The 19,109-nt window shown below is 72.6% G+C and carries 17 protein-coding genes; 6 read left to right on the top strand and 11 right to left on the bottom strand.

Annotated features, from left to right (window positions below):
- Positions 1 to 120: 120 nt before the first annotated feature.
- The 3 genes from ACZ7GX_RS43720 to ACZ7GX_RS43710 form a co-directional block, all read right to left on the bottom strand.
- Positions 121 to 804: a dihydrofolate reductase family protein gene (locus tag ACZ7GX_RS43720; protein WP_498786466.1), complete on the bottom strand. Its 684-nt coding sequence runs from the start codon at positions 802 to 804 to the stop codon at positions 121 to 123.
- Between the two features lie 72 nt (positions 805 to 876).
- On the bottom strand, positions 877 to 2,121 hold the full coding sequence (locus ACZ7GX_RS43715; RefSeq protein ID WP_498786464.1) for an RNA polymerase sigma factor: 1,245 nt from the start codon (positions 2,119 to 2,121) through the stop codon (positions 877 to 879).
- A complete protein-coding gene (locus ACZ7GX_RS43710) occupies positions 2,118 to 2,489 on the bottom strand; it encodes a YciI family protein (RefSeq protein ID WP_498786463.1) in 372 nt (123 codons plus the stop codon). Before ACZ7GX_RS43710 ends, ACZ7GX_RS43715 begins: the two co-directional genes overlap by 4 nt.
- Before the next feature lie 186 nt (positions 2,490 to 2,675).
- Between ACZ7GX_RS43710 and ACZ7GX_RS43705 the strand changes: the two genes are divergently transcribed.
- A complete protein-coding gene (locus tag ACZ7GX_RS43705; protein WP_498786461.1) occupies positions 2,676 to 3,563 on the top strand; it encodes a substrate-binding domain-containing protein in 888 nt (295 codons plus the stop codon).
- Positions 3,564 to 3,578: 15 nt separating this feature from the next.
- On the opposite strand, the gene ACZ7GX_RS43700 is transcribed toward ACZ7GX_RS43705, so the two are convergent.
- Together ACZ7GX_RS43700 and ACZ7GX_RS43695 are read right to left on the bottom strand one after the other, a co-directional pair.
- Positions 3,579 to 4,685, bottom strand: coding sequence for an HAAS signaling domain-containing protein (locus tag ACZ7GX_RS43700; protein ID WP_498786460.1), 1,107 nt, complete (start codon positions 4,683 to 4,685; stop codon positions 3,579 to 3,581).
- Entirely contained in the window at positions 4,682 to 5,005 is a 324-nt protein-coding gene (locus tag ACZ7GX_RS43695; RefSeq protein WP_123743866.1) for a PadR family transcriptional regulator, read from the bottom strand. The genes ACZ7GX_RS43700 and ACZ7GX_RS43695 overlap by 4 nt, the downstream gene beginning before the upstream one ends.
- An 87-nt stretch (positions 5,006 to 5,092) precedes the next feature.
- On the opposite strand from ACZ7GX_RS43695, the gene ACZ7GX_RS43690 reads away from it, so the two are divergent.
- Complete coding sequence (locus ACZ7GX_RS43690; RefSeq protein WP_498786458.1) at positions 5,093 to 5,773, top strand: hypothetical protein; 681 nt, start codon at positions 5,093 to 5,095, stop codon at positions 5,771 to 5,773.
- 39 nt (positions 5,774 to 5,812) lie between these two features.
- Here ACZ7GX_RS43690 and ACZ7GX_RS43685 read toward each other — a convergent pair whose 3' ends face one another.
- The gene (locus ACZ7GX_RS43685) at positions 5,813 to 7,852 is read right to left on the bottom strand and encodes a beta-galactosidase (protein ID WP_498786456.1); all 2,040 of its coding nucleotides are present in this window, start codon (positions 7,850 to 7,852) and stop codon (positions 5,813 to 5,815) included.
- Positions 7,853 to 8,020: 168 nt separating this feature from the next.
- Here ACZ7GX_RS43685 and ACZ7GX_RS43680 point away from each other — a divergent pair, with 168 nt between their 5' ends.
- The 4 genes from ACZ7GX_RS43680 to ACZ7GX_RS43665 are packed head-to-tail and all read left to right on the top strand — an operon-like array spanning position 8,021 to position 12,092.
- The gene (locus ACZ7GX_RS43680; protein ID WP_498786453.1) at positions 8,021 to 9,307 is read left to right on the top strand and encodes an ABC transporter substrate-binding protein; all 1,287 of its coding nucleotides are present in this window, start codon (positions 8,021 to 8,023) and stop codon (positions 9,305 to 9,307) included.
- 4 nt (positions 9,308 to 9,311) lie between these two features.
- The gene (locus tag ACZ7GX_RS43675; RefSeq protein WP_498786451.1) at positions 9,312 to 10,238 is read left to right on the top strand and encodes a carbohydrate ABC transporter permease; all 927 of its coding nucleotides are present in this window, start codon (positions 9,312 to 9,314) and stop codon (positions 10,236 to 10,238) included.
- A complete protein-coding gene (locus tag ACZ7GX_RS43670; protein WP_498786449.1) occupies positions 10,235 to 11,068 on the top strand; it encodes a carbohydrate ABC transporter permease in 834 nt (277 codons plus the stop codon). The genes ACZ7GX_RS43675 and ACZ7GX_RS43670 overlap by 4 nt, the downstream gene beginning before the upstream one ends.
- Positions 11,069 to 11,075: 7 nt before the next feature.
- Positions 11,076 to 12,092, top strand: a complete 1,017-nt coding sequence (locus ACZ7GX_RS43665) for a LacI family DNA-binding transcriptional regulator (protein WP_498786447.1) — start codon at positions 11,076 to 11,078, stop codon at positions 12,090 to 12,092.
- Positions 12,093 to 12,278: 186 nt separating this feature from the next.
- Here ACZ7GX_RS43665 and ACZ7GX_RS43660 read toward each other — a convergent pair whose 3' ends face one another.
- From ACZ7GX_RS43660 to ACZ7GX_RS43640, 5 genes are all read right to left on the bottom strand, one after another.
- Positions 12,279 to 13,508, bottom strand: coding sequence for a hypothetical protein (locus ACZ7GX_RS43660; protein WP_498786445.1), 1,230 nt, complete (start codon positions 13,506 to 13,508; stop codon positions 12,279 to 12,281).
- 213 nt (positions 13,509 to 13,721) lie between these two features.
- Positions 13,722 to 14,366: a response regulator transcription factor gene (locus ACZ7GX_RS43655; protein WP_498786443.1), complete on the bottom strand. Its 645-nt coding sequence runs from the start codon at positions 14,364 to 14,366 to the stop codon at positions 13,722 to 13,724.
- On the bottom strand, positions 14,354 to 15,589 hold the full coding sequence (locus ACZ7GX_RS43650) for a sensor histidine kinase (protein ID WP_498786441.1): 1,236 nt from the start codon (positions 15,587 to 15,589) through the stop codon (positions 14,354 to 14,356). Before ACZ7GX_RS43650 ends, ACZ7GX_RS43655 begins: the two co-directional genes overlap by 13 nt.
- A gap of 4 nt (positions 15,590 to 15,593) precedes the next feature.
- On the bottom strand, positions 15,594 to 18,056 hold the full coding sequence (locus ACZ7GX_RS43645; protein WP_498786439.1) for an ABC transporter permease: 2,463 nt from the start codon (positions 18,054 to 18,056) through the stop codon (positions 15,594 to 15,596).
- Positions 18,053 to 18,778, bottom strand: a complete 726-nt coding sequence (locus tag ACZ7GX_RS43640; RefSeq protein ID WP_498786437.1) for an ABC transporter ATP-binding protein — start codon at positions 18,776 to 18,778, stop codon at positions 18,053 to 18,055. Before ACZ7GX_RS43640 ends, ACZ7GX_RS43645 begins: the two co-directional genes overlap by 4 nt.
- Between the last annotated feature and the right edge of the window lie 331 nt (positions 18,779 to 19,109).

Below are 19,109 nucleotides of genomic sequence, written 5' to 3'. Positions count from 1 at the left end.
CCTCCGCCCCCTATGGTGTCCTGCTCCGTTTTTCCGCCCCTTGGAACGCCTCCTGGGTTGTCGCGTTGGGGAAGCCCCTTTCGCGGGGGGGGGGGGGGTTGCCCCCCCCCCACCGGAGCGTCAGTTGCCGCGTCCCCGGTCGTCCAGGACGAGCGGGGCGCGGCCCTCGACCGTGTAGCGGATGTGGGTGACGCCGGGGGTGTGCAGCACCCGCGTCGGCGTCAGCTCGATGCCTTCCTTGTGCCCCAACCCGAGGTCGGCGTCCAGCAGCCGGAGGCCCTCGCCGAGCACGACCGGCACGATGTGGAGCTCCAGCTCGTCCAGCAGGCCCGCGGCCATGACCTGGCGGACCAGCGAGCCGCCGCCGGCGATCGCGACGTCCTTGCCGCCGGCGGCGGCCTTCGCCCGCGCCACCGCGCTCTCGACGCCGTCGGTCACGTAGGTGAAGCTGGTGCCGCCCTTGCGCTCCAGGGTCTGGCGCGGCCGGTGGGTCACCACGAAGACCGGTGCGCGGAACGGCGGCTCCTCGCCCCACGGCACCTCGCCGCCGTCGGCCATGCGCCGGCCCATCACGTACGCGCCGGCGGCCTCGAAGCTCTCCCGGATGACGTCGGAGTCGACATCCTGCTCGCCGCCCGCGATGCCCTGCCGCTCCCGCCACGCCATCGCGCTGATCGCCCAGCGGGTGACGCGGAAGAACGCCGCGGCCTCCGCGGAGCCCAGCCAGTCGCCGCCGCCCTCGTGCCGCGGTCCGGCGTAGAAGCCGTCGAGGGACACTGACAGCTGCGCGGTCACCTTGGTCATGGCTGCGTTCCTTCCTCCCGGCGACGCCCGGCGGGGTCGCTCGGGAGGGGATCGGAGCCGGCGACGCGACTTCTACATCGGCGCGGAAGAATTTTTCGCGGCGGCGCAGCGGGCCGCCCGCAGGAGGAGGAACCGCTGCTCGGCGACGTTGCCCGCGAGCCGTGCGGCCTGCCGGAACGCCTCGCTCGCGGCGGTGCGGTCACCGGCCCGTTCGAGCAGGTGCCCCCGCACGGCGAGCAGCCGGTGGTTGCCGGCCAGGACGCCGCGCTCCAGTTCCGCGACCACGTCCAGGGCGGCACGGGGACCGCGCACCTCACCGAGGGCGACGGCCCGGTTCAGCGCGGTGACCGAGCTGGGCGCGAGGCGTTCCAGCACGTCGTACAGCGCGAGGATCTGGGGCCAGTCGGTGTCCTCGGCCGTGGCCGCCTCGCTGTGCACGGCCGCGATCGCCGCCTGCACCTGGTACGGGCCGACGGGGTGGGTCGCCAGGCTGCGGGTCACCAGCCCGGCGCCCTCGGCGATCGCCGCGCGGTCCCATCGCGACCGGTCCTGCTCGGCCAACGGGACCAGCACCCCGTCCGGGCCGGTGCGGGCCGCGCCGCGGGCCTCGGTCAGCAGCATCAACGCCAGCAGGCCCGCCGTCTCGCCGGAGTCGGGCAGCCGCTCGTGCAGCTCCCGGGTCAGCCGCACCGCCTGCTCGGTCAGGTCGGGACGGCGCAGCCGCGGACCGGCGCTGGCGCTGTAGCCCTCGTTGAACAGCAGGTAGAGCACGTGCAGCACGACCGCCGGCGCCCGGTCGCGGTCGGCGGGCGGCTCGAACCGCGCGCCCGCCTCCAGCAGCCGCTGCTTGGCGCGGGAGATCCGCTGGCCCATCGTCTTCTCCGGCACCAGGAACGCGGCGGCGATCTCGGCGGTGGTCAGCCCGGCGACGGCCCGCAGGGTCAGCGCCATCTGGGACGGCGCCGTGAGCGCGGGGTGGCAGCACAGGAACAGCAGTTCCAGCAGGTCGTCGCGCGCGGGCTCGGCGTCCGGCGGCGGCGCGAGCAGCTCGTCGCGCGGCACGGCGTCGAACAGCGCCTGCTCGCGGCGTTCCCGCGCGGCGTCGGAGCGCACCAGGTCCACGTAGCGGCGTGCGGCGACCGTGGTGAGCCAGCCGAGGGGGTGTTCGGGGACGCCGTCGCGCGACCACGTGCCGGCGGCGTTGATCAGCGCCTCCTGCACGGCGTCCTCGCACCGCGCGAAGTCGCCGTGCCGGCGCACGAGGATGCCGAGCACCTGCGGCGTCAACGTGCGCAGGAGGTGGTCGACGGCGGTCAAAGGTCGTCGCCGCCGTGCCGCATCAGGGGCCACACCTCGAGCCCGCCGCCCAGGCCGCGGCTGTAGCGCAGGGCCGGGTAGGAGGCCGCGATCTCCATCGCCCGCTGCTCGCTGTCGACGTCGACCACGAAGTAGGAGCCGACGTACTCCTTGGCCTCCAGGTACGGGCCGTCGGTGACGACGGGCGCGTCACCGGCCATGCGCACCGACCGCGGGCGGGGCACCAGGCCCTGCGAGTCGACCAGCTCGCCGGACTCCCGCAGGTCGGCGTTGAACGCGTCCACGTCGGCGACCAGCTTCGCGAACTCCTCCGCGTCCACGCTGTTCCAGACCTGCTCGTTGCCGTAGATCAGCATCAGGTACTTCACCGCGTTGCCTCCCACCGTCGACTTCGGACGGTGAGGGATTCTGCCGGCTGTCCCCGCCTTCCGAAACTTTTGCGAAAGCCTATCGCGCCTTCGAGGTGCCGAGTCGCCGTTGTTCGGAGTCCCTGGTGAATCGGTGCAGCTCAGAGCTTCGTTGTGTTTCGCATGATTTCCGATAGTGTCGGAGCCGTGAGCGCGCTGAGGATCCTCGAACGCACGTGCCTCGTGCACCGGGCGCGGAGTGACCGGCCGCGTCCCGCCGCGCCGCTGGTGGAGCTGGTCTTCCCCGCGCTGAACAGCGCGTGGGCCATGGAGGTGATGCGGGGCGTCGTCGACTCCGGGCTGGACGTGGTGATGTCCTCGGCCGGCGGTCGTGGCGCGTCGTGGGCGACCGACCTGGTCGAGGCGCGGCGCGCCGGCGTGCTGCTGGTGACGTGCCCGATCAGCGTGGCCGAGGAACGGGTGCTCGCGCGCGCCGGCGTGCCGCTGGTGCACATCGACCCCGTCGACGCGGCCACGCCGGACCTGCTGAGCGTCGCGGCCACCAACCAGGCGGGCGGCGTCACGGCGGTGAAGCACCTGCTGTCGCTCGGGCACCGGCGGATCGGCGTCGTGGGCGGCCCGCGTGACGTGCTGTGCAGCCGTGCCCGGGTGGACGGCTACCGCTTCGCCCTCGGCCGCGCCGGCATCGCGCCCGACCCCGCCCTGGTCCGGCACGCGGACTTCACCCGCGAGGGCGGCCGGCGGGAGGCGGCCGAGCTGCTGCGCCTGCCCGACCGTCCGACGGCGGTCTTCGCGGCCAACGACGAGCAGGCCCTGGGCGTGGTCGAAGCCGCCCGCGCCGCGGGCCTGTCGGTGCCCGCGGACCTCAGCGTCGTCGGTTTCGACGACCTCCCGGCGGCCCGCCGCGGCACCCCGGCCCTGACCACCGTGCGCCAACCGCTGGCCGCGATGGGCCTGCAGGCGGGCTGGATGCTGGCCGACCTGATCGCCGGCCGCACACCGGTCTCCGACCGGGTCGAACTGGCCACCGACCTGGTCGTCCGCGACTCGACCGCCCCGCCAACCCCCTGGTGACGGGGCGCCGTCGCGTCAGCCCGTGGTCGTCACCGTCGTGGGCGCGGTCGTCGTCGTGGAGGGCGACGGGGTGACCGACGACGGTGGGGTCGTGCTGGTGGGCACGGTCGGCATCACGACGGTGAAGGGGACGCCCGTCTCCTCGTGGCAGCCGGTCTGGTCGCGGACCACGCGGGGCCGGGGGTAGCGGTTGTCGTCACGGCTCTCGCCGTCGCAGCCGTACCACAGCGCGTTCAGCGGGCGGCCGTCCTCGTCGTAGAGGTGGACGTCGGTGAGCGGCTTGCCGTCCTTGTCGAACACGTAGACGTTCTCGCGGACCTGCTGCGCCGGTTGGTACGAGACCGGCGCGGTGCTGAGCGGGTAGATGGCGAACACGGACACCACCTTGCCGAGGAACAGCAGCAGGACGCCGAGGGCGAACCCGGTCGCGGGCAGGGTGATCCACAACCACCGGCGGTCGGTCCTCGCCTTCGGGCCGGCCACCAGCGACACCGCGGCCAGCGCCACGGCCGGCCAGAAGGTGATGTCCGACCGGTAGACCAGCACGCCGCCCAAGCCGATCAGCAGCGCGCGGATGATCCACCACACCGCCTGGAACGGGCGCAGCGACGCGAACCACCGGCGCAGGTCGGACTGCCCGGTGCGGGTCAGCGCGTCCTTGGCGGCCACGGTCTCCGGCAGCGTCGCGATCTGCGCGACCAGGCCGTTCTGCCGGAACACCACCACGATGGCGGCCGCGCCGCAGAGGCCGAAGAGGAAGGCCGCCTCCACGATGTCGCCGTCGGTGACGGCGAAGCCGAACGCCACGACCGTGGCGGCCAGCAGGCTCCACAGCGCGAACCTGGCGAGCACCGTCGACCGGTCGCCGCCGCCCGCCGCGGCCGACGAGGGGGAGGGGTACCCCGCCGCGACGCGCAGTTCCTCGGCGTACGCGCGCGGTGTGCCGAGCCGGTCGATCAGGGCCGCGGCCGAGAACTCGTCGCCCATCTCCTCGGCGACCTCGACCACGTGCGCGCCCGCGTCGTCCATGATCTCGGCGACCTCGGCCAGGGGCAGGTCGGCCAGCGCGTCGCGCATGGCGTCCAGGTAGTGCTTGACCTCGGTGTTCGTCTGCGTGCTCATGCACCCTCCCCCAACAGGTCGTCCAACGTCCGCGCGAACGACTTCCAGGTCTTGCCCGATTCGAGCAGCCGTTCCCGGCCCGGCTCGTTGAGGCTGTAGTACTTGCGGTGCGGGCCCTCTTCGCTCGGCACGACGTACGACGTGAGCAGCCCGGCGTTGTAGAGCCGGCGCAGGGTGCCGTAGACCGACGCGTCGCCGACGCCGTCCAAGCCGCCCTGGCGGAGCCTGCGCAGCACGTCGTAGCCGTACCCGTCCTCCTTGCGCAGCACGGCAAGGACGGCGAGGTCCAGCACCCCCTTGAGCAGTTGGCTGGTGTCCATGCGCCTCTCCCGGTGGTGTGCGAACGAGGGTACTACGGAATGCGCAGTACCGCGTACGAGGGGGTAGTAGGTGCGAGGATCACGTCCGTGGCGACGGAGTTCGTGGGAGACCCATCGTGGGTGTGGGGCCTGGCGTCGCGCGACGACGACGTCCGCCGGGAGGCCCTGGCCCGGCACCAAGCGTTGATCAAGGCGGCGGCGGACGCCCTGCGGTGGTCGAACGACGTGTGGGCGCGGGCGGGCACGCCCGCGCCGAGCGAGCCGCACCTGGCCGCCGAGATGGACCAGGCCCGTGCCGCCTTCCGGTACCACCACGGGCAGACGATCATGGAGCTCACCGCGTCGGCGTGGGGTGAGGACCAAGAGCTGCGGGACCGGCACGCGCCGTTCGTGCTGCTCTACCTGGTCTGGGAAGGGCGTTACCCGGACGAGTGGGGCGCCCCCGCCTCGCGCCTGTGGTCGGCGTGGGGCCGCAAGGCGTCGTTGCTGCGCGCGCTCGCCAGGGGCGGCGTGCCGGAGACCATCCGGCCGCGGATGACGGACCTGCTCACCGACGTGCTGCGCCGCCGCTACCGCTGCAAGGACTGGATGTACGCGCGGCTGGTCCGGCACATCGCGGACGACCGGTTCCACGAGCGGATGCGGAGCCTGCTCGCGGACGACGACCCGGACGTGCGGCTGCGCGCGGAGTTCCTGCTGCACGTGGCCGAGCACCCGCAGCGGCAGGTGCGCCGGACCACGTGGGGCCGGTGGCTCGCCGCGCGCTGACCGGGGCCGTCCCGCGTGGACGGCCCCGGCGCACCGCGCTCAGGACCTGAGCACCGCCGTGCCGCCCGCCGGGACGATCAGCTCGGACTCGCAGTGCCGCCCGGTGAGCAGCTCCGTGCCGGACGCGGCCAGCCGCACCTCGGCGTCGGTGTGGTTGAGCACGAACAGGTAGTCGGCGTCCGAGCCGCGGCGGCGCACCACCTCCACGTCGCGCGGCAGGTCGTCGCGCACCTCGATGCCGGCGCCCGGGAAGACGTCGCTCAGCACCGCGTCGAGCGCCTCCCCGCGCAGCCGGGTCGAGACGTACCAGGCGGTGCCCCCGCCGAGGCGGTGCCGCGTCACCGCCGGACCGCCCGCCGCCGGACCGCCCAGGTAGGAGCGCACGGTCTCCGCGCCGGCCGGCCGGACGTGCTCGGCCCACACGTCACCGCGCAGCCCGCCGTCCAGCGAGACCTCCTCGCCGGCGCGCAGCGGCAGGAACTCCTCCACCTCCAGGCCGAGCACGTCGCGCAGCGCGCCGGGGTGGCCGCCGGGGTGCACGGTGTCGTTCGCGTCGACGATGCCGGAGAAGTACGAGACGACGAGCGTGCCGCCGCCGGCCACGTAGTCGTGCAGCACCTTCGCCGCCGCCGTCGACATCAGGTACAGCGACGGCACGACCACGAGCGGGTAGCCGGTCAGGTCGGCCTCCGGCGCGACGAAGTCCACCGTCAGCCGGGCGTCCCACAGCCGCTCGTAGAACGCGCCGACCCGTTCCCGGTAGGACAGGTCCACCGACGGCCGCCAGTCCAGCTCCAGCGCCCACCACGACTCCCAGTCCCACAGCACGGCGACGTCGGCGCGCACCAGGCTGCCGCGCACCTCGTGCAGCGCGCCGAGGTCGCCGCCCAGCCGCACGACCTCCTGCCACAGCCTGCTGCGCGTGCCGGCGTGGGGCAGCATCGCGGAGTGGAACTTCTCCGCGCCGAAGCGGGAAGCGCGCCACTGGAAGAACATCACCGCGTCCGCGCCGCGCGCCACGTGGGCCAGGCTGTTGCGGCGCATCTCGCCGGGTCGCTTGGCGATGTTGCGCGGCTGCCAGTTCACCGCGCCGGTGGAGTGCTCCATGAGCATCCACGGCCGCCCGCCCGCCACCGCGCGGGTCAGGTCCGCCGACATGGCCAGGTCGATGTGGTTGCGGTCGGCCTCGGCGGTCAAGTAGTGGTCGTTGGCCACCACGTCGACCTCGCGGCCCCAGCGCCAGTAGTCGATCGACTTGCAGTTGGTGGTCATGAAGTTCGTGGTGATCGGCACGGTCGAGTGCGCGCGCAGGACGTCGCGCTCGGCCGTGTAGCAGGCCAGCAGCTCGTCGGAGCAGAACCGGGCGAAGTCCAGCTCGTGCGCCGGGTTGCCGGTGGTGCCGGACCGGCGCGGCGGCTCGACCTCGGCCCACTCGCCGTAGCGCTGGCCCCAGAAGCTGGTGCCCCAGGCCGCGTTGAGCGCGTCGAGCGTGCCGTGCCGGGCGCGCAGCCAGCGCCGGAACGCCGCCGCCGACTCGGGGCAGTAGCACGCGCCGACCGGTGCGCCGTACTCGTTGTGCACGTGCCACAGCGCCACGGCCGGGTGCTCGCCGTAGCGCGCGCCGAGCTGCCGGGTGATGGTCGCGGCGGCCTGGCGGTAGGCGGGTGCGCTCGGGCAGAACGTCGCGCGCGACCCGCGTTCGAGCTCCGTGCCGTCGCGGGTGACCGGTCGGATCTCCGGGTGCGCGCGGTAGAGCCACGCGGGCGGCACGACGGTCGGCGTGGCCAGGTTGACCGCGATGCCCGCGCCGTGCAGCAGGTCGAGCAGCCGGTCCAGCCAGCCGAAGTCGAACTCGCCGGGCCGCGGCTCCAGCGCCGCCCACGCGTGGATCGCGACGCTGACCAGGTTGACCCCGGCCTGCCGCATCAGCGCGACGTCCTCGACCCACACCTCCTCCGGCCACTGCTCGGGGTTGTAGTCCCCGCCGTAGACGAGCCCGTCCACGCCTACCGGCATCCGCGGCGCGACCGGGTCCTCCGCGGCCCGCTCGTCGGCCTGGCGAGGCACCACAAACGTCATGAACACTCCAGTGGCTGTGAACGTGCACGGTCTGATCGCAGATTACGGTGCAGATAAGACAGGGTGTCAAGTGGTTGACATGCGTTACGCCCAGACAACTACTGTGCACGTTCACAGCGCGGTTCTCGCTGGCAGCGGCGTCAGCGACGCGGAACCCCCGGAGACCTCATGCGACTCGACATCGCGAAGAAGGCCCTGGCACTCGGACTCGGCCTCACCCTGCTCGCCGGCTGCGGCGGTGGCGGCGAAGAGGCCGCCGACGGCCCGGTCGAACTGTCCTTCTGGGCCTGGGCGCCCAACATCGACAAGGTCGTCGACAAGTGGAACGCGGCCCACCCGGACGTCAAGGTCGTGGTGAGCAAGCAGGCCCAGGGCGACGACCTGGTGACCAAGCTCCTGACCAGCGCGAAGGGCGGCAACCCGCCGGACCTGGCGCAGGTGGAGTTCCAGGCGCTGCCGACGCTGGTCAGCAACGACGTGCTGGCCGACATCGCCGAGGGCGCGGCGGGCGCCAAGGACAAGTTCGCGCCCGGCATCTGGGACCAGGTCACGCTGGGCGGCAGCGGCGTCTACGCCGTGCCGCAGGACTCCGGCCCGATGATGTTCTACTACCGCGCCGACCTGTTCGAGCAGTACGGCCTCAAGGCGCCGACGACCTGGGACGAGTACGCGCGGACCGCGCGTGACCTGCGGGCCAAGGCGCCGGACAAGTTCCTCGGCACGTTCTCGTCCAACGACCCGGGCTGGTTCGCGGGCCTCGTGCAGCAGGCGGGCGCGTCGTGGTGGTCGGTCGACGGCGAGGCGTGGAAGGTCTCCGTGGACGACGCCGCGACCAGGAAGGTCGCGCAGTACTGGAGCGGCCTGATCGCCGAGGGCGTGATCGACAAGTCCCCGATGTACACGCCGGAGTGGAACAAAGCGCTCAACGACGGCACGCAGATCGGCTGGCTGAGCGCGGTGTGGGCGCCGGGCGTGCTCATGGGCAACGCGGAGAGCACGGCGGGCAAGTGGGCGATGGCGCCGATGCCGCAGTGGGACGCCTCCGCGCCGCGCACCGGCAACTGGGGCGGTTCCACCACGGCCGTGACGGCGGGCTCGAAGAAGCAGAAGGCCGCCACGGAGTTCGCGATCTGGCTCAACACCGACCCGACCGCCGTCGAGGCGCTGGTCAAGGAGAGCGGCATCTACCCGGCGGCGACGTCGGCGCAGCAGTCGCAGTCCCAGCCGCCCGCGTTCTTCCCGAACCAGCCGGACTTCTACAGCCAGGCCGCGAAGATCGCCGCCACCTCGTCCGGCTTCACGTGGGGCCCGAACGTCAACGTCACCTACACCGCGTACAAGAACGCGATGGGTGAGGCGATCAGCGGTGGCACGGACCTGGTGCCCGCGCTGGCCAAGATGCAGAGCGCGACCGTGGACGACATGAAGGCCAACGGGTTCACGGTGGGCGGCTGACCCCGTGGCGACTCGTGTGCCCGGGCGGGGTGGTGCGGCGCCGAAGGTGGCGCCGTACGCCTTCGTGGCCCCCGCGGTGGTGTTGTTCCTGCTGGTGTTCGCGCTGCCGATCGCCTACACGGTCTACCTGAGCCTGTTCCGCACCGAGGTCAAGGGGCTGGGGCTGGGCAAGGGCAGCCGGTCCGAGGTCTTCGTCGGCCTGGACAACTACGTGCGCGCGCTCACCGACGCCGAACTCGGCGCGGGCGCGCTGCGGGTGCTCGGCTACGGCGCGATCCTGGTGCCGACGATGCTGGGGCTGGCCCTGGTGTTCGCGCTGCTGCTGGACGAGGACCGGGTGCGGGCCCGCGGGTTCAGCCGGATCGCGATCTTCCTGCCGTACGCGGTCCCGGGCGTGATCGCGTCGTTGCTGTGGGGGTTCCTGTACCTGCCGGGCACCAGCCCGTTCAACCAGGCGCTGCGGGCGCTGTCGATGCCCGGCGTGGACCTGCTCTCGCCGACCGGCATCTACTTCGCGCTGGCCAACATCGCGGTGTGGGGCGGTGTCGGCTACAACATGGTCGTCCTCTACACCGCGTTGCGGTCGATCCCGCGCGACCTGTACGAGGCGGCCCGCATCGACGGCTGCACGCCGTGGCAGGTCGCGGTGCGGATCAAGATCCCGCTGCTGGCGCCCGCGCTGGTGCTGACGTCGTTGTTCTCGATCATCGCGACGCTCCAGGTGTTCGCCGAGCCGACCACGCTGGCGCCGCTGACCAACTCGCTCTCGCTCACCTGGACGCCGTTGATGAAGGTCTACCAGGACGCGTTCGGCCGCGGGGACCTCTACTCCGCCGCCGCGACGTCGGTGCTGATCGCCGTGGTGATGTTCGTGATCTCGTTCGCGCTGCTGCGGGTGACGCGGTCGCGGGCGTTCGGGGGTGAGCGGTGAGGGCGCGGCTGGGCGGGTTGCCGACGTTCGTGCTGCTGGTGGGCGCGGCGTACTGCCTGTTCCCGGTGGCGTGGGTGCTGATCGCGGCGACGAAGAGCACCGGTGAGCTGTTCTCGACGACGACGCTGTCGGTCGGGTCGTCGCTGGTGGCGAACCTCGGTGAGCTGAACGGCTACCGCGGCGGCGTGTTCTGGCAGTGGATGGCGAACTCCGCCCTGTACGCGGGGGTGGGCGCGCTGCTGTCCGCGGCGTTGTCCGGCGTCACGGGGTACGCGCTGGCCAAGTACGCGTTCCGGGGTCGGGCGTTGATCTTCAACGCGCTGATCGCGGGCGTGCTGGTGCCCGCCGTGGTGCTGGCCGTGCCGCAGTACCTGCTGATGGCGGAGATCGGCCTGACCGACACCTACCTGTCCGTGCTGCTGCCGAGCGTGATCAGCCCGTACGGCATCTACCTGGCCCGCATCTACGCCGCCGCGTCCGTGCCCGAGGACGTGGTGGAGGCGGCCCGCACGGACGGCGCGAGCGAGGCGCGGATCCTGGGCTCGATCGCGTTGCCGATGATGGTCCCGGGCCTGGTCACGGTGTTCCTGTTCCAGTTCGTGTCGATCTGGAACAACTTCATGCTGCCCTACATCATGCTCGGCGACGACGGGAAGTTCCCGGTCACGCTGGGGCTCTACACGATGCTCAAGCAGGGCAACACCACGCCCGCGCTGTACACCATGGTCGTCACCGGTTCGCTGGTGTCGGTGGTGCCTCTGATCGCGCTGTTCCTGACCTTGCAGCGATACTGGCGCATCGACTTGCTCTCCGGAGCGGTGAAAGCATGAGGGAGTCATGAGCGGGAACAGGGCGCCACGGAACCGGCCGACCATCCACGACGTGGCGGCCGCCGCGGGGGTGTCGCGCGGCACGGTGTCGCGCGCGCTCAACGGCGGTCGCAACGTCAGCCCGGCTGCGTTGGAGGCCGTGCTGAAGGCCGTGCGGACCACCGGGTACGTCGCCAACCCGGCCGCGCGCAGCCTCGTCACGCAGCGGGCGCACTCGGTGGCGTTCGTGCTCACCGAACCGCAGCAGCGGCTGTTCGAGGACCCGAACTTCAGCATCCTGCTCCAGGGCTGCACGCAGGAGCTCGCCGAGCTGGACGTGCCCGTGCTGCTCATGACCGCCAGCACCGAGGTGGAGCGCAAGCGGACCAGCCGGTTCATCGCCGCGGGTCACGTGGACGGCGTGCTGCTGGTGTCGTCGCACACCGGCAACCCGCTGCTGGACGAGCTGCGCGACTCGGGCATCCCGGTCGTGGCCTGCGGCAAGCCGATCGGCCACGAGGGCCAGGTCGCCTACGCCGCGGCCGACGACCGTTCGGGCGCGCGGCAGATGGTGGAGCACCTGCGCTCGCGCGGACGGCGGCGGATCGCCACCATCACCGGCCCGCCCGACACCCCCGGCGGCGTGGAGCGGCTCGCCGGGTACCGGGACGTGCTGGGTGCGGACGCCACCGCGGACCTGATCGCGCACGGCGACTACAGCCGTGCCGGCGGCGAGGCCGCCATGACCACCCTGCTGGACCGTGCGCCGGACCTGGACGCGGTGTTCGTCGCGTCCGACCTGATGGCGGCGGGTGCGCTGAACGTGCTGCACGACTCCGGCCGGCGCGTGCCCGACGACGTCGCGGTGGGCGGCTTCGACGACTCCAGCATCGCCACCTCCACCCGCCCGGCGCTGACCACGGTGCGGCAACCGTTCCAGCGCATCACCCGCGAGATGGTCCGCCTCCTGCTGGAGCAGATCCAAGGCGAACCACCGGCCGCCTCGATCCTCCCCACCGAACTGGTCGTCCGCGCCTCGACCTGACCGCTACCGGTCGCGCCAGGCGAGCGGCGACAGCGCCACGGCCGCTTCCGCGATCCGCCGGGCGGTCTCCGTCTTGAGGCTCCCGCGTGCCGAGTCGATCCACCCGTCGACCCGCGGCGATGGCCGCGGCGTCGTCCGACATGTGTCCTTCCTAGCGCCTGGAGAGGAGGAGGGCGTAGCGGGCTCTTATCGGGTGGACGACTCCAGTGCGCTGCGGCGGGCGGTGACGTCGTCCGGGTCGTTGCCGAAGACCAGCAGTTGGAGGGTGCTGAGCACCACCGGGTTGTCGGTGCGGGTGGTGTCGTGGCCGGAGGTGACGAGCACGCCGCCCGCGTTCAGCGACGGTCGGACGTGGGCGAGCAGTTCGGCCAGCGGTGCGGCCGCGGTCAGCTTGACCGACTCGGCGCACCCGTCGAGGGCGTCCGGTCGGACGGACTGGAGGGCGAGCAGCGGGATCGAGCCGCTGGTGATCCGGAAGTTCAGGTCGAGCACGACCAGCTGCCCGTCGAGCGTCTCGGCGCAGTCCAGGCTGCACAGGCCGCGGTAGCCGAGGTCGGCGGCGCGTTGGGTGATCGCCAGGCACTCCGCGAGCAGGTCGACCGGCAGCGGGCTGACCAGGCCGAACCGGCCACCGACGTAGACGCCGGTGTCGTCGACGCGCTGCTCGGTGACGGCGAGCAGGCGGGCGACGGCGTCCGGGCCGACGTAGAGCTGGACGCCCCAGTTGCGCGCCAGGTACAGGTACTCCTCGACCACGAACTCGCCGAGCACGTCGGTGAACGCCGGGAAGTCGACCCGGTCGCCCGCCTCGTGCAGGTAGACGTCGAGGCTGCCGCCGTGCGCGTCGTTCGTGGCGGCCTTGAGGACCCAGGACTCCTCCGCCGGCGCGGCCCCGGCCAGCTCCGCGCGGGTGACGACGCTGCGGCGGGCGTGGAAGCGCGGTGCGACGAACGTGCCGATGGTGGCCTTGTTGTTCAGGTGACCGACGAGGCGGGCGGTCTTGACCACGCGTTCATCGGGGCACAGCGCGGTGGGGTGCGGGTACTCCATCGAGATCGGCAGGCCGTCGGCCATCGCCTCGCCGACGCGGGCGGCGAACCCGGCTTCGTCGCGGAAGTCGCGCAGGTCGTCGCCGACGGGCAGGCCGCCGTCGCGCAGCTGGGCCAGCAGTTCCGGGTCCGTGCCACCCGCGCTGCAGATCACCGGCGTGTCACCGGCGATCGCGATCGGGCGGGCGGAGAGCGCGTCGACGGTGTTGCGGTGCCGGTTGGCGGCGGTGACGGCCGGTCGTGCGCAGACCGCGATGCCCGGGCCGTAGACGTCGGTGAGCGCGCGAGGCGCGCCGACGGCCGGCGGCAGCGGTGTGGAGATGCTGATGACGTGCTCCCGTGGGGGTGAGTCGGGACGGCCACGCACGCCACACGGGTGGTGTGGACGTCATGCCGTAAGGCGGAGCGAGAGCGGTGAAGACGTGCCGTGCGCGCGAAGCGGCATCAACTGCCGGCCCCGTCGATGCTCGGGCGCCGGATGCGTGAACCGTGGGCGGGCAACCCGGACGCGGGCTGCGTCCACCCAGCCTCCCACACCCACCCCCACCTCACCCAAACGCGCTCTCGGGGTGCTGGAGAGTCACTGGTTCAGGTAGGCCAGGACGGCTCGGACGCGCCGGTGGGTGTTGTCGGCCGGCGGCAGGTCCAGCTTGGTCAGGATGTTGCTGATGTGCTTCTCCACCGACGGCGGCGCGAGCACGAGCTCGGCGCAGATGGCCGAGTTGGACAGGCCCTGCGCCACCAGCGCCAGGACCTCGCGCTCACGTGCGGTCAAGGTGGTGATCCGCTGGTCGCGGGTGTTGCGGGCGAACAGCTGGCGGATCACCTCCGGGTCCATCGCGGTGCCGCCGGCGGCCACGCGCTCCAGCGCGTCCAGGAACTCGTCCAACGCCGTCACGCGGTCCTTGAGCAGGTAGCCGATCGCGCCGTTGCCGTCGGCCAGCAGCTCGGTGGCGTACGTGCGCTCGACGTACTGCGACAGGATCAGGATCGGCGCCTTCGGGTCCTGCTCGCGCACGGACAGCGCCGCCCGCAGCCCTTCGTCCCGGAAGCCCGGCGGCAACCTGACGTCCACAATGGACAGATCCGGCCGGTGTTCCAGCACGGCCCGCTCCAGCTCCGGCGCGTTGTCCACGGCCGCGACCACGGTGTGCCCGGTGTCGGTCAGCATCCGCACCAGGCCGTCGCGGAGCAGCAGCAGGTCTTCGGCGATCACGATGCGCATGGGAGCTCCGCGAGGACGGTGGTGGGCCCACCGGGTGGACTGGTGACCTCCATCGTGCCGTCCAACGCCTCGACCCGGCGCCGCAACCCGTCCAGACCGGAGCCGGACGGGTCCGCGCCGCCCCGCCCGTCGTCCCTCAGGGACAGCGCCAACACGTCGTCCGACCGCCGCAGCGTGATCACGCACTCGTCCGCGTCGGCGTGCTTCACCGCGTTCGCCAACCCCTCCGCGACCACGAAGTACGCCGCCGACTCCACCGCCGCCGGCAGCTCGCCCAGCTCGGAGGCGTCCACCACGACCGTGAACGGCGCGTCACCGGCCAACGCGGTCAACGCCGGCACCAGCCCCCGATCGGTCAGGATCGGCGGGTAGATCCCGCGCACCAGCCGCCGCAGCTCGGCGAGCGCCTCGTCCAGCTGCCGCCGCGCGCTCACCACCTCCGCCCGCGCCGGGTCCTCCGCCAACCCCGCCGCGCGCAGCTTCCGATCCGCCAACGCCAGCGCCATGCCCGCCGCCACCATCCTGGCCTGCGCGCCGTCGTGCAGGTCCCGCTCGATCCGCTGCAACTCGGCGGCCTGCGCGTCCACCACCCGCAGCCGGGTCGCCCGCAACGCGCTGACCTGCTGCCGCAACCGCGCCCGCGGCCCGGCCTCCAGCAACCGCGCCGCCACGGACGCCTGCGCCCGTGACACCGCCGCGACCAGCCACCACACCGGCCACGCCACCACCAGCGCCACCAAGGTCAACGCGAACCGCCCGCCGACGGTGTTGAACAGCCAATCCGCCGCCGGGTAGAGGCGGGGGTTCGGCACGGCCCACAACCACAGCGGCGCGAGCACCGTGCCCGACCACACCACCCCGGCGACCACGCCGACCACCCCGGTCACCAGCCCCACCGGGAACCCCGCCAGCAGCCACGCCAGGTCACGCCACGTCCCCGGCTCGCGGAGCACCGAACGCCCGCGCGTCCACGGGTTCCCGCCGGTCACGGGCCCGTACGGGTCGGCGATCGCCCTCCGCAGCACCCACCCGGCCCGCCACCGCTCCAACCGCGCGATCCGCCGGCTCACCCACGTCGCCACCAGGAACACCGGCGGACCCAGGTACGTGAACGACAGCAGCCCGCCGGCCAGCGTCGTGACCACCGCCCAGACGAACGAGGCAGGCGCGATCACCAGCCCGGCCGCCAGGTGCGCCAGTCCTCTGGCCGCTCGCGAGAACACCTGGTCAACCTAGCCGAGGCAGGGCGCGCAGCCGGACCACCAGACGTGCCGGCACCGCACCGGCCACCAGCCCGAGCAACCCGACGCCCGCCACCATCCCGAAGTACCGCACGGGATCGGCGAACAACCGCCACCGCCCGTCCTGCGCCACGCTGAACGCGCCGACCACCACCCCGCTGATCACGCAGCCGAGCACCAGCGCGACCACCACCGTGATCAACGCCTCCCGGTCGAGCAACCGGTGCAGCTGCCGCGACGTGGCGCCGGCCAACCGCAGCTCGCCGAACTCCCGCCGCCGCGCCCCGGTGGCCACGGCGAACGTGTTCACCACCGCGATCGCCGTGAACCCCAACGACACGGCCACCATCAACTCCCACGCCGCCTGCTGGTTCTGCACCTCGGCGACGCCACCCGCACCGGCCGCCACCGGGAACCCGCTCAGATCCGGCTCGCCACGCAGGTAGACCGCGGTGACCAACCCTCGCGGGTCGTGCGCCGCCACCAGCCCCGCGTCCAGCACCAGATCGCCGAACCCGCGCCAGTTCGAGAACACCGCCACCACCACCAACGCCACCCGCGTGCCGTCCGCCAGCCAGAACGAAGGCCGATCACCGACCCGCCACCCCCGCTGCTCGGCCAACGGCCCGCTCACCGCCACCGAATCAGCCGAGAGCCTCACCTCACCCTCGACCACCCCCAGGTCCAACGCGGACTCACCGGCCAACCGCAACCCCTGCGCCGGGTAGTCCTCCGGCTTGCCCTCCTGGTCGACGACCACCCTCGTGCCCACCGCGAGGGCCGACCCCGTCACCGCGGGCAGCGCCGCCACCCGCTCCGCCGTCGCCAACGGCAACCCGGGCGCGTTCGTCGCCGCCACCGTCAGCGTCGCCGGCGCCGTCCGCGCCGCCTCCTGCTCAGCCGTCACCACACCGAGGACGTCCCCGTTCGACAACATGGTCGCGTTGATCGCGAACATCAGCGTCAGCGGAATCGCCACCCCCACCACCCGCCGGCTCTCGACCCGCGTCATCGCACCGGCCACCCTCCCCACCACGCCCAACCCCACCAACCGCGACACGACCGCCGTGACCCCGCCGACCACCACCGGCCCCAACGCCGCCACCGCGCACAACAGCAGCGCACAGGACACGAACCCCATCCCCATGCCCAACGGGCCGCCCAACGGCACCAGGGCCAGCACCGCCACCGCACCCGACGCCGCCACGACCGCCGCCACCACCCGCGGCACCCGACTGCCACCACCGGCCGTCACCGTCTCGCGCAACGCCTGCGTCGGCGAGATCCGCACCGCCCGACGCGCCGCCACCGACGTGGACCCCAGCGTCACCACCAACCCGACCACCGCCGCCGCGACCAGCACCAGCACGTCGACCGCCACCGCGAACTGCGCCGGCACCGCCCCCAGCTCGCGGAACCGCCCCGCCACCACCTGCGCCACCACCACGCCGACCGGCAGCGCAGGCACCGTGGCCACCACCGTCACCAGCGCGATCTCCGCACCCAACAGCCGCCGCAACTGACGCGGCGTCGCACCAGCCGTCCGCAACAACGCCAACTCACGCAACCTCTGCCGCACCGCCAACGACACCGTCCCCGTCAACACGAAGACCGCCGCGAACCCCGTGATCCCCAGCACGAACCCGAAGATCGAGATCGCCCCGACGTAATCCGGCACCGCACCCGGCAGGTCGCCCTCCACCTTGTCCGCCCCGGTGAGCACCCCGACCCCGAGTTCCTCCAGCGCCGCAACGACATCGCCCAACCGCGCCCCCTCGGCCAACCGCACCGCGACCGCCGTCGGCCCGCCCAACCCGGACCACTCGCCAACCTGCCCATCGGCGACGAACACCGCCGCCTGCCCCGGCACACCACCGCTCACCACACCCGCCACCCGCACGTCCCTCGCGCCCGTCCGCGTCGTCAGCCGCACGGTCTGCCCCACCACCAACCCCAACTCCGACCCCACCACCACCTCGCCGTCCGCGGGCGCAAACCCCTCCCGCAACACGTACGGCGTCAACCCCGCCGAAACCCACCCGTGCCCCACCACCGCCGCCCGCTCCGGCGCCCGCACCGCGACACCCCCGACGTCCAGCGCCACCGGGAACGCCACATCGGCCACCACCTCACCCACACCAGGCGCAGCCGCGACCAACCCCACCACCTCGTCGGACAACACCGCCGCACCCGTCAGCCGTTCGGTCTTGGTCTTCACCTTGACCTCGTCGCCCTTGTCCACCGCGGTCGTGAGCTCGACCGACCGCTCCGCCGCCACCACCACGTCAGCCCCGGCGAACCGATCCCCACCAGGCCCCGCCGTCAACACCGAGTACAGCAACAGCCCACTGCCGGAGATCAACGCCACCGCCAAGAACGCCGTCAGGAAGGTCCCGGCGAACGCACCGACCCGCCGCCGCACACTCGTCGCCGCCAGCTTCAGCATCATCGGGTCAGCTCCGTCATCCGAGCGGCAACCCGCTCCGCCGTCGGCCGGACCAACTCACCCGCGAGCCTGCCGTCCGCCAGGAACACCACCCGATCCGCCCACGCCGCCGCCGCCGGATCGTGCGTCACCATCACCACCGTCGCCGCGGAGGAGTCGACGAACCCCCGCAACAACCCCAGCACCTCCCGCCCGGTCGCGAGGTCCAACGCCCCCGTCGGCTCATCACCGAAGATCACCTCGGGCCGCCCCGCCAACGCCCGCGCCAACGCCACCCGCTGCTGCTGCCCACCCGACAACTCCCCGGGCCGGGACTTCTCGCGCCCACCGAGCCCGACCCTCTCCAACACCTCCCGCGCCCACGCCTTGTCCGGCCGCCTCCCCGCGAACCTCTGCGGCAGCAACACGTTGTCCCACACCGACAACGCGTCCACCAGGTTGAACGCCTGGAACACGAACCCGACGTGCCGCCGACGAACGGAGGTCAACTCGGGCTCCCGCAACACCCCGACCTCCTGCCCCGCCAGCACCACGCGCCCACTGTCAGGCAGGTCCAACCCGGCCGCGCAGTGCAGCAACGTCGACTTCCCCGACCCGGACGGCCCCATCACCGCAGTGAACGACCCCCGCCCGAACCCGACGGAAACCCGATCAAGCGCCCGAACCCGCCCCGAGTACACCTTCGTCACCTCGGTCAACGACACAACATCCCGCACCAGAACCATGCCGCCACTCTTCCGCCACCACACCCCCAACCCCACCGTGCAGCCACGGATCCGCAAGGTATGGCCACCCCTACCTCCACCACCCCTCGCCGCCCTACCCACCCCTCGCCGCCCTACCCACCCCTCGCCGCCCCCTGCCCACCCCTCACCCCGTCCACTGGCATGTCCTTCCCCCAACAGAAGGGGCTTCGTGTCATCCCGCCGACCTGGCTCCGCCCTACCGCGCGTGTCAAGGGCAATGCCGTTTAGTTAGGCGGTGTTGGTGAAGATGTGCAGGTGGGGCGGGCCGGCATGGCGCTTCGTGACGTGGTGGGGGCGTTTGAGGAGCTTC

Source organism: Actinosynnema sp. NPDC037264 (assembly GCF_055603705.1).
This window is presented reverse-complemented; position numbering and strand designations above follow the sequence as displayed.